An 11,518-nucleotide genomic window follows, 5' to 3' on the forward strand; every position below is an offset into this window, starting at 1 on the left:
TCTTCTTGTAGACCCCGCTTTGGCATAAGCCAAGCAGGGTCTTTTTTTATGAAGGCTCGCTCGCGTCAGCGCTCGTGCCCGAGTAAAACATAAGGAGGTGTATCTATGCCTAACAAACTTAATATTTCTATGCTCGATAAGGCCGCTCAATCAATTGAGAACTCCAAAGGTGTGTTTGTTATTGACTATCGCGGACTTACCGTTAAAGAGACACAAGGTCTTCGTCGTGCTCTTCGCGAAGCGGGAGCTCACATGAAGGTTTACAAGAACAACATTGTTAAGATTGCTCTTAAGAATGCCGATCTTCCCGAGATCAGCGGTCTTGAAGGAACATGTGCATACGTGTTCTACGAAAATGACCCTGTTGATGCAGCTAAAGTTATCAAAAAGCAAGCTGAAGCTCTTAAAAAGATCGAATGGGTTGGCGCATTAGCCGATGGCAAAGCTCTTGATGCACAAGGTGCAAAAGCTTACGCCGAGCTTGCTAGCCGTGATGAGCTTGTTGCTAAACTCGTTTACGTTCTTGGTAGTCCTCTGTCTGGCATTGCTTCTGTTTGCGCAGGTCCTGCTCGTGGACTTGTTACTGCTTTGGACGCAGTTGCCGAAAAGAAAAACGCTGCTTAGATTTAAGCGCATCGGTCAGGCTCTATGCTTGCCGTCTTAGTAAATAAAAGGGCGAAAGCCCCGATTGTATAAGGAGAATACAATGGCTGTAACTAAAGATGAAATCATTGAGGCTCTTAAAGAGATGCCAGCCCTCGAGCTTTCTGAGCTCGTTCACGAACTTGAAGACGTATTTGGCGTATCCGCTGCTGCTCCTGTAGCAGTTGCTGCTGCTCCTGCTGCTGGTGCTGCTCCTGCAGAAGAAGAGAAGACCAACTTTGACGTTGAGCTTACTTCTGTAGGTTCTAACAAGATTGCTGTTATTAAGGTTGTTCGCTCTCTTACTTCTCTTGGTCTTAAAGAGGCTAAGGACGCTGTTGAGGCTGCCCCTAAGGTACTTCTTGAAGGCGCAAAGAAAGAAGACGCTGAAGCTGCTAAAAAGCAACTCGAGGAGGCAGGTGCTTCTGTTACTCTTAAGTAACAACCACCTCTTAAGCGCCTAATTTTTAGGTGATACATAAAAGAAGAGCTAGATTCGCTTGGATCTAGCTCTTTTTGTCATATGTTTGAACTGTGTAGATTCTGTGCAGTTTCTGCTGACCCCTCACATGCTCTCCATATATGCGCGTGAGTTGATTTTAAGAAACGCCTGTTTATACATGGTGAAATCGAAAATCTAGTCCTAAGCGTAAAGTATGTCAAGGTCTGATATTGACGACTGTCATAACCTTAGCTAAATTGTTACGTTGCGACAATTGCCGCCTCCCACCCTTTTGAAGGAGGAAAAGCCTGGTGCCTAAATTAAAATCAATCCATGGTGATAGACCGAAGCAGCGCGACCGCGTAAGCTTCTCCAAGATTGCTCCTACTATGGAGCTCCCTAACTTAATCTCTGTGCAGAAAGAGTCCTTTGCACGATTCATGACCGATGGTCTTGCTGAGTCGTTCATGGAATTTTCTCCTATAGAGAACTCTACTAAAACAATGGAGGTGACCTTTGGTGCTCATCAGTTTAGTGATCCACCACACACCATTGCCGAGTGTAGAGCTAAAGATATTTCGTATCAAGCTCCTCTTCTTGTAAACGTTCGCTTTATCAATAAAGAAACGGGCGAAATGAAGGAGCAGCTCGTGTTTATGGGAGATTTCCCTCTCATGACCGATCGCGGTACCTTTGTAATCAACGGTACCGAGCGCGTAGTTGTTTCTCAGCTTGTTAGATCTCCTGGTGTTTATTTCTCAGAAGAAATGGATAACGGAGTCCAAACGCATCATGTTCAGTTTATTCCTGCACGTGGTGCTTGGCTTGAGTTTGAAGTGGACAAGCACGGTCATCTTGTTGTATCCATCGACCGCAAACGTCGTCAGAATGCAACGCTGCTGCTTCGTGCGTTAGGCATTGCCGAGTCCGACGAAGAAATCATCAAGCTTTTGGGCGATTCTGAGATCGTTAAAGCAACGCTTCAGCGCGATGTTGCAACCACGCGTGAGGATGCTCTTATCGAAATTTATCGTCGTCAACGCCCTGGTGAGCCACCTGCGGTTGATTCTGCTCGTTCGCTTATCGAAGGATTGTATTTTAATAATCAGCGTTATGATTTAGCACGCGTAGGCCGTTATAAAGTTAATAAAAAGCTTGCGCTTGATATTGATCCAAGTGTAAAGATTCTTACTAAAGAAGATATTGTTGCGGCTCTTCGTTATCTGCTTGCCCTTCACGCAGGAGATACCACCAAAAAGACCGATGATATCGACCACTTTGGTAACAGACGTGTTCGTACGGTAGGCGAGCTGGTACAAAATCAGTTCCGCATTGGTTTAAGCCGTATGGAGCGCGTTATTCGCGAGCGTATGGCAACGCAAGACCCCGACGACATCTCGCCGCAGTCTCTTATCAATATCCGCCCAATTGTAGCGGCTATTAAAGAGTTCTTTGGCTCCTCACAGCTGTCGCAGTTTATGGATCAGTCAAACCCACTTGCTGGCCTTACGCACAAGCGTCGTCTTTCTGCATTAGGACCTGGTGGTTTGGCAGGTCATAAGTCTGGTTCAAGCCGTCGTACTAATGTTCCTACCGCAGTGCGCGACGTTCACAACTCTCACTATTCGCGTATGTGTCCTATCGAAACGCCCGAAGGTCCAAACATTGGTCTTATTGGTTCTCTTGCGCTGTTTGCGCATGTCAACGAGTATGGATTTATCGAAGCACCATACCGCAAGATTGTAGACGGCAAGGTTACCGATGAAATTGATTGGATGATAGCAGACGAAGAGGAACATCATGTTATTGTTCCTGCAGATGTTCCTGTAGATCCAAAGACGGGTCGTTTTGTTGCAACAGACGCTCACGGAAAAATTTATTATCCCGAAACTGTTGTTGCGCGTACACGCAACTTCGACGGTACCTTTGGTGCACCAAGTGAAGTAGCCGTTAACGAAGTAGACTATATGGATGTGTCTCCTTCTCAGATGCTTTCAGCTGCTGCTAACCTTATTCCGTTCCTTGAGCACGACGACGCAAAGCGTACGCTCATGGGCGCAAACATGCAGCGTCAGGCCGTGCCTTTAATTAAGCCTCATGCTCCTTATGTTGGAACTGGTCTTGAGCGCGCTGCAGCATATGATTCTGGCGAATCGGTTATGGCAACTCATGCCGGAGAAGTTGTAGAGGTAGACGCTTCGCACGCCGTAGTTCAAACTGAGGATGGTTTTGAGCGTTATGACTTCCCCAAGTATCAACGTTCTAACCAAAGCACCTGCATTAACCACCGTCCTGTGGTAAAAGTAGGTCAAAAGGTTGAGCAAGGTCAGCCTCTTACCGATGGTACATCCATTGATAAAGGCGAGCTTGCATTAGGTGTTAACTTAACCGTTGCCTACATGCCTTGGGAAGGTTATAACTACGAGGACGGTATCGTTGTCTCCGAGCGCCTTGTTCAAGACGACTTGTTAACCTCTGTTAATATCTCTCGTCACGAAGTTGACGCGCGTGACATTTCTGCAAAACATGCCGAGGAAATTACTCGTGAAATTCCTAACCAGTCCGAAGAAGCGCTTGCCAATTTGGATGAAGACGGTATTGTTCGCATTGGTGCCGAAGTTGGCCCTGGCGATATTTTGGTAGGTAAGGTTACTCCTAAAGGTGAGCCTGCTCCAACTCCAGAACAACGCCTTATTGCTGCAATCTTTGGTAACCGTGCACAAGATGTTCGCGATACCTCGCTTAGAATGCCACACGGTGCATACGGCCGCGTTGTGGATGTTGTTCGCTTTGTTCGCCCCGAAGATAAATCTAAAGAAAACGAGCTTCCTCCAGGAGTTAAAGAACTCATTCGCGTATTTGTTGCTCAACGCAGAAAAATTCAACAAGGCGATAAGATTTCTGGTCGTCACGGTAACAAAGGTGTTATTTGTAACGTTTTACCTGTTGAAGACATGCCGTACATGGCAGACGGTACTCCTATTGACGTATTGCTAGACCCGTTGGGCGTACCTTCTCGTATGAATGTTGGTCAGCTGCTTGAGTGCCACTTAGGTTGGGCTGCAAGTCATGGTTACGACGTAGACAGCGAGGACTCAGACAAGGTTGTAGAAGGACCTATGTTTGTTTCTACACCTATCTTCGACGGTGCTACCGATGTAGAAGTTGCCGACGCAATTCGCCGTACCAACATCAACATGATCAACAAAGCTATGCGCACCTATGGTAAGCAAATGAACAAAGCATTTGTTCCCCAGCTTAACGAACAAGGTAAAACCACGCTTTATGATGGCCGTACTGGTGAAGCATTTAAGAGCCCTATTACCGTTGGAACTTCTTATATCTTAAAACTTGGCCACATGGTAGACGATAAAATTCACGCTCGTTCAACTGGTCCTTACTCTCTTGTTACGCAGCAGCCTTTGGGTGGTAAAGCTCAATTTGGTGGTCAGCGTTTTGGTGAGATGGAAGTTTGGGCTCTGTATGCATACGGCGCATCCAATGTATTACACGAGCTTATGACCGTTAAATCTGACGATACCAACGGCCGTGTTAAGACATATGAGTCTATCGTTAAGGGCGAAAACGCACCTCGTCCGGGTATCCCCGAGTCGTTTAAGGTTTTGGTAAAAGAGATTCGTTCTCTTGCACTTAACATTGAACCTATTGTTTATAAAGAAAATGTTCCGGCCAAGCCTGTGGAGCAAGAAGACAAACCCGAGGCGGTCGATGTATTTGCACATGCCGATTCTGCTGATGATTTAATTGGCGGATCAACAATTATGTCTCATCATTCCGATGAGGTTCTTATTGGCGGCACGCTCAAGGATAAGGAGTAGCGAACGTGGCAGACTTTGATTCCACAGATTTCGATGCTATCAAGATTTCCCTTGCCAGCGCGGATGACATTCGCGGTTGGTCATGTGGTGAAGTCAAGAAAGACGAAACAATCAACTACCGCACGCTTAAGCCTGAAAAGGACGGACTTTTCTGCGAAAAGATTTTTGGTCCTGTAAAAGACTGGGAATGTGCCTGCGGTAAATATAAAGGTATTCGCTTTAGAGGCATTGTTTGTGAGCGTTGTGGTGTAGAAATTACCAGCGCAAAGGTTCGTCGTGATCGCATGGGTCATATCGAACTTGCTGCTCCTGTTTCGCACATTTGGTACTTTAAGAGCCCAGCCACGTTTCCTCTTGCTCGCCTTTTGGACATGAAGAGCAAAGATCTTGAGAAAATTCTTTACTTTGCGTCCTACGTTATTACCGAAGTTGACACCGAAGCACGCGAACAAGATGCTCAAGACCTTAAAGAAGAGCTTCAAGCCGACCTTGAAGAACTTGATGCAGAGTGCGAAGACGAAATTGCACGCTTGCGTGCGCAAGGCGAGTCATCAGACGATGACCCAGAGTTTAGCGATTTAGAGCCACTTTCTGCCGAAGAAATTGAACGCGGTATTGTTGATCTTCGCGAAGAGTATGCAGACGAAAAACGCTTGCGCAAAGAGGCGTTTACCAAGTTTATGCAGCTTGAGTGCCGTGAGCTTATTTCTGATGAGTCGCTGTTCAGTGAAATGCGTCGTTACTACAAGATGTACTTTAAGGGCGACATGGGTGCAGGTGCTATCCGTGACCTGTTGCACAGCGTTGATTTGGAAAAAGAAGCAACCGAATTACGTAAGATCATTGCTTCTGACGATTCTCAAAAGCAACGTCGTGAGCGTGCGGTCAAGCGTTTGGAAATTGTTGACGCATTTTTGAAGGGTAACAATGACCCTGCCAACATGATCCTCGACGTTATCCCTGTTATTCCACCCGATTTACGTCCTATGGTACAGCTCGACGGTGGCCGTTTTGCAGCCTCTGACTTAAACGATTTGTATCGTCGTGTCATCAACCGTAACAACCGCTTAAAGCGTTTGCTTAACCTTGATGCGCCTGCAATTATTGTAAATAACGAAAAACGTATGCTTCAAGAGTCGGTAGACGCACTGTTTGATAACGGTCGTCGTGGACGTCCTGTAACTGGTCGTGGCGGCCGCCCCTTAAAGTCTTTGGCAGAATCGCTTAAAGGTAAACAAGGTCGTTTCCGTCAAAACTTGCTTGGTAAGCGTGTAGACTATTCTGGTCGTTCGGTTATCGTTGTTGACCCACGCCTTAAGCTCCACCAATGCGGTTTGCCTTCAGTTATGGCTTTGGAGCTCTTTAAGCCCTTTGTCATGCGCCGTTTGGTAGAACTTAACAAAGCCGAAAATATTAAGGGTGCAAAGCGCGCTATCGACCGTGGCTCTGCTATGGTTTGGGATATTTTGGACGAGGTCATTCGCGGCCGTTTGGTACTGCTTAACCGTGCCCCAACGCTTCACCGTCTTTCAATTCAAGCATTTGAGCCCGTTTTGGTAGAGGGTAAAGCTATCCACTTACATCCATTGGCGTGCGCTCCGTTTAACGCAGACTTCGACGGTGACCAAATGTCGGTTCACGTGCCACTTTCTACGCAGGCACAAACCGAGGCGCGTGTTCTTATGCTTTCAAGCAATAACTTGCGCTCACCTGCATCGGGTAAAGTGTTAAATATTCCATCGCAAGACATGGTCTTTGGCGTGTACTTCCTTACTACGCAAAAAGACGGTCTTGCTGGTGAGGATCGTGTGTTCTCAGATTTTGATGATGCACTGGCGTCTTATAACGCGCTTACTGGTATTGATATTCAAGCACGCATTTTTGTACGTCTTACCGCAGCAGACGCAAATGCAACCGTTGATGGAAAGCCTTATTTCCGCACGTATTCTGCTCGTGGCAAGCTTGAAGAAATCGATTTAAGCGGCGATCCTGTTCGTTTTGAAACTTCAATTGGACGCATTATTGTTAATCGTCAATGCTTGCCCGACGACTATCCTTACATGAACTTTAAGATGGCTAAAGGCGACATTGCTACTTTAGTTAACGATTGCTGCGACCGCTATACGCTTTCTCGCGTAGAGCCCATTTTGGACGCAATTAAGCACGTGGGATTCCATTATGCAACTCAGGCAGGCTTAACTGTTTCTGTTTGGGACGCTATTATTCCAGATGATAAGCCTCAGCTTTTGGAAGAAGCGCAAGGTAAAGTAGACCAAATTAACGAGTACTACGAAGACGGCTTCTTGTCAGAAAAAGAGCGTCACAGCGAAGTAATTAACGTATGGACCGATTGCACCGAGCACTTGGGTTCTGAAATGCTCGAGGGCTTTAGCGAAGACAACCCCATTTACATGATGGCAGATTCGGGAGCTCGTGGTTCTAAAACGCAGCTTCGTCAGCTTGCTGGTATGCGTGGTTTGATGGCCGATATGTCTGGTGATACCATCGACTTGCCTATTAAAGCAAACTTCCGCGAGGGTCTAGAGCCACTTGAGTACTTCATTTCTACCTATGGTGCACGTAAAGGTTTGGTAGATACGGCATCGCACACCTCTGACTCTGGTTACTTAACACGTAGGCTGGTAGACGTTGCACAAGACGTTATTGTTCGCGAAGAAGACTGCGAAACCGTAGACGGCGTAACCTATAAGCTTATTAAGCCGGGCGAAAACGATGTTGATATGGATCTGGTGGGTCGTTGCGTTTTGCAAGACATTTGTGATCCTAACACGGGCGAAGTTTTGTTTGCCAAAGACTCTTACATCTCTTCAAAGCAAGACTTGCAAAAGCTTGTTGATGCTGGTCTTAAGAGCGTTGTGCTTCGTGCGCTGCTTACCTGTAAGTCTCGCTATGGTGTTTGCCAAAAGTGCTATGGTTGGGACTTGTCTACACGTCGTCCCGTAAACATCGGAACTTCAGTTGGTATTATTGCTGCTCAGTCCATTGGTGAGCCTGGTACCCAGCTTACGATGCGTACCATTCACTCTGGTGGTGTTGCAGGTGCTGAGGATATTACGCAAGGTTTGCCTACGGTTGCTCGTATGTTCGACGTTGTTGGAAACGTTAACGAAAAGATTTTGGGACGCGAAGCCGATCTTGCTACGTTCAGCGGTATTTTGCACATTACGCCTGAGCAAACCGAGTACCAAATTAGCATTACCGATAAAGACGACGAAAGCCGTATTCTTGCGCAGTGGCGTGTTCCTGCATCAGTTCGCTTTATGCCTGGTATCGAAGATGGTTGCGAAGTTGAGCCTGGCGATCAGATTACCCGCGGCTTTGTTAACTTTAGAGTTTTACGCAGCTTAACTGGTATCGAAGAAACCATGCATACCTTTGTTAAGTCGGTTAAAGACGTTTATACCTCACAAGGTGTAGACCTTAACGACAAACACATCGAAGTTATTGCACGTCAGATGTTGCGTCGTGTTCAAATTACCAATCCGGGCGATTCGCAATACCTGCTTGGTCAGTATGTTGATAGATACGTATTTGCCAATACGGTTGCAAACATTAGCGCCGCAGGTGGTAAAGTTCCCGAGGCAGAAGCAGTTATTTTGGGTACGCTTAAAGTTGCGTCCTCAATTGATTCGTGGCTTTCGAGCGCATCGTTTATCCGTACGGCAGGTGTCTTAACTGAGTCTGCTATTAAGGGCGAAACCGACCACTTACTTGACCTTAAGTCTAACGTAATTGCTGGAAAGAAGATTCCTGCAGGTACTGGACTTAAAGCGTATGATGATGTTCAGCTTACGTATAAGGGTCAAGCTATCGATGGGCCTACCTCTCCTAACGCAAAGGCGCTCCCCGATTGGGCACCCGATGAGCTTAAAGACATTGAAGAGCAGCTCCCCAAGCAGCTTGACTGGATTGGTGAGGATTACTCCAACAATGGTGTTTACTCTAAGAACGGACGTTCGCTTTCTACCGAGGATGCTAAGCTCTACCTGTTTGACGACCTTGGTGTGTCACAACGCTGGACAAATAAATTCAGCGAAGTTGGTATAGAAACCGTGGGCGATCTTATTGGCAAGACCGAGGACGAGCTGCTGCGTATTGACGGTATTGGCGCGAAGGCAATTGAAGAGCTTCGCGAGGGTCTTGAGGCACGCAACTTGCTGTATATCTTGGAGCCCGATGAGGACGAAGCCGACAGCGAAGATCTTTCGCAGCTGTTGAACATGGTATTCTCGCCCGATCCTGATAACGACATTATGCTTGGAACTGCTGCTCCTGCAACACATCACTTTACCGAAGATGAGTTTATTGGTGGTGCAGATTCCGATGAGCATGATGATAGCGAAGATAGCGACATCATCAACGAGGATCTTGATTCCTTAGGCGACTTGCTTTCGAGCGTTATGAAGCAAGACAGCGCAGATAGTGATAAACAAGACGAGTAGGTTTTGAGCGCCGCGCATGGCGCGTGGCGCTTGGCGCGAGCTGGATGCCGCGCGTGACGTGGCGTTGATGCACGTGTGACGTGGCGTTAACGCGCCCGTAAACAGCCTCGTTTGAGTTTTGTACGATTAAAACAGCCGACTCATGTCGGCTGTTTTTTTGTTTGGAGAGCGTGCGTTTAGGCGTGCGTGTGCACGAGCGAGCGCCTGTTGGCGTGTGGATGTGTGAACGAGTACGCGTTTGGGCATATATTTCCGCGCGTGCATCCGTGTGCGCGTTTATTTTTACTAATACCTTTACTATAAAAAATTTTAAGTTATAATTAAGGAAATTCTGTGAAATTAAAATTTCATTGATGACCATAAAAATACAGTGCTTACTCTGTATAAGTGTATAAATGTATAAGTTTTATATAAGAAGAAAATATAGGTAAAAAGACAAAAATCGAGGCGAAAATGAAAATAAATAGGAGAATCATAACAGGTTGTTTGTTTGCCCTTATAGCGCTTATAGGTTGTCTATCTATAAACCAGTTTGTTGCCTATGCTTCAACGGGGGGGGGTATACCAATAAATGAAACAAACTTCCCCGATGCTCGCTTTAGGACATACGTAAAAGATAATTTTGATAAAGATAAAAATAATACTTTAAGCCAGAGCGAATGCGATAGTGTTACAGAAATTTCTCTTGAAAATTCAAATATTTCTTCTTTAACGGGAGTAGAACACTTTAAAAATCTTACATCTTTGAAATTTAGCCAAGGCGGCAAACTCACAAGCTTAGACGTAAGCAACAACAAAGCTCTTAAAACATTGGATTGCAGCTGGAACGAACTCAAAGAATTAGACGTAAGCAACAACACAGCCCTTACTACATTGAATTGCAAGGATAACCAACTCACAAGCTTAAACGTAAGCAACAACACAGATCTTAAAGTATTGGAGTGCGCCACAAACAAACTCAAAGAATTAGACGTAAGCATGAACATAGCTCTTACTAATTTGGAATGTTGGGACAACCAACTGACAAGCTTAGACGTAAGCAACAACACAGATCTTAAAGTATTGGGGTGCGACACAAACGAACTCGAAAAATTAGACGTAAGCAACAACACAGCTCTTACTAAGTTGGGTTGCAGTGGGAACCAACTCACAAGCTTAAACGTAAGCAACAACAAAGCTCTTACTGAACTGAGGTGCTACAGCAACGCACTCGGAGAATTAGACCTAAGCAAGAACACAAACCTTGGTGTCTTGGTATGTGACGGCAACCAACTGACAAGCTTAGACGTAAGCAACAACACAGCTCTTAAAGTATTGAATTGCGGCGCAAACCCACTCAAAGAATTAGACGTAAGCAACAACAAAGCTCTTACTGAACTGAGGTGCAACAGCAACGCACTCGGAGAATTAGACGTAAGCAACAACACAGCTCTTACTAAGTTGGATTGCAGCAGCAACAATCTCAAAAGCTTAGACGTAAGCAATTGCGCGGATCTTAGGGAACTATTGGGTCTTGGTAATTCATTGATATCCCTGAAGTTGGCTAAACCAACAGATGGATATGATCTCTTACTTATGAACCCATCATATACTGTAACAATGGAGCAAGGAATTTCAAAAATTCCCTTTAGTGCCCTTCCCCAAGGTTTTGTCACAAATAAAATTTGGGGCGATATTACTGGTGCAAGTTTAAAAGATGATGTGTTTAATTGGGATAAGCAAACTAACCCTATAAAATTTAAGTATAAGTTGTGCGACGACCCAAATGGAGTTTTTGATGCAGAATTGACAGTATTAGTTAAAGTGATAGGTCCAAAAGACCCAACAAAGCCAGATGGAAAGAACCCAGACAGAAGCAAATATTGGACGGTAACATTTGAGTCAAGAGACACCACTAAAGGCACCGTTGCTGCAGAAAACACGTTTTATGTCTTAAAGACTGCCCATAAGACATTTGCTGACTTAAAAGACAGTGCTCCAGCCACAATAGCAAAGGATGGCTATAAGTTTGACGAGTGGTTTGACGGGTGGAATCCTGCGCTTGATGCTGCTATTGCTATCGATAAAAATATGACCATTACGGCAAACTTTGTTGCTCTAGATGGCGTGGTAGGTCCAAAAGACCCAACAAA

At 45.6% G+C, this 11,518-nt stretch carries 5 protein-coding genes; all 5 read left to right on the forward strand.

The features are described from left to right. Positions 1-105: 105 nt before the first annotated feature. Positions 106-624, forward strand: coding sequence for a 50S ribosomal protein L10 (rplJ, locus tag AC1DBT_RS01915; protein WP_048596384.1), 519 nt, complete (start codon positions 106-108; stop codon positions 622-624). A gap of 82 nt (positions 625-706) precedes the next feature. Beyond that, positions 707-1,084 carry a 50S ribosomal protein L7/L12 gene (rplL, locus tag AC1DBT_RS01920; protein WP_006302356.1) on the forward strand — a complete coding sequence of 126 codons (378 nt, stop codon included), beginning with the start codon at positions 707-709 and terminating at the stop codon, positions 1,082-1,084. 311 nt (positions 1,085-1,395) lie between these two features. Next, positions 1,396-4,923: a DNA-directed RNA polymerase subunit beta gene (gene rpoB, locus AC1DBT_RS01925; RefSeq protein WP_480018373.1), complete on the forward strand. Its 3,528-nt coding sequence runs from the start codon at positions 1,396-1,398 to the stop codon at positions 4,921-4,923. Positions 4,924-4,928: 5 nt separating this feature from the next. Continuing rightward, on the forward strand, positions 4,929-9,386 hold the full coding sequence (locus AC1DBT_RS01930) for a DNA-directed RNA polymerase subunit beta' (RefSeq protein WP_480018374.1): 4,458 nt from the start codon (positions 4,929-4,931) through the stop codon (positions 9,384-9,386). Positions 9,387-9,839: 453 nt separating this feature from the next. Beyond that, on the forward strand, positions 9,840-11,518 hold a 1,679-nt coding region (locus AC1DBT_RS01935; RefSeq protein ID WP_480018375.1), incomplete at its 3' end, for a leucine-rich repeat domain-containing protein.

This window comes from Fannyhessea sp. C0108B2, assembly GCF_056583915.1.

Bases quoted from the DNA above. Each gene is read 5' to 3' on its own strand.
- rplJ (WP_048596384.1), top strand. From the start codon at position 106: ATGCCTAACAAACTTAATATTTCTATGCTCGATAAGGCCGCTCAATCA.
- rplL (WP_006302356.1), top strand. From the start codon at position 707: ATGGCTGTAACTAAAGATGAAATCATTGAGGCTCTTAAAGAGATGCCA.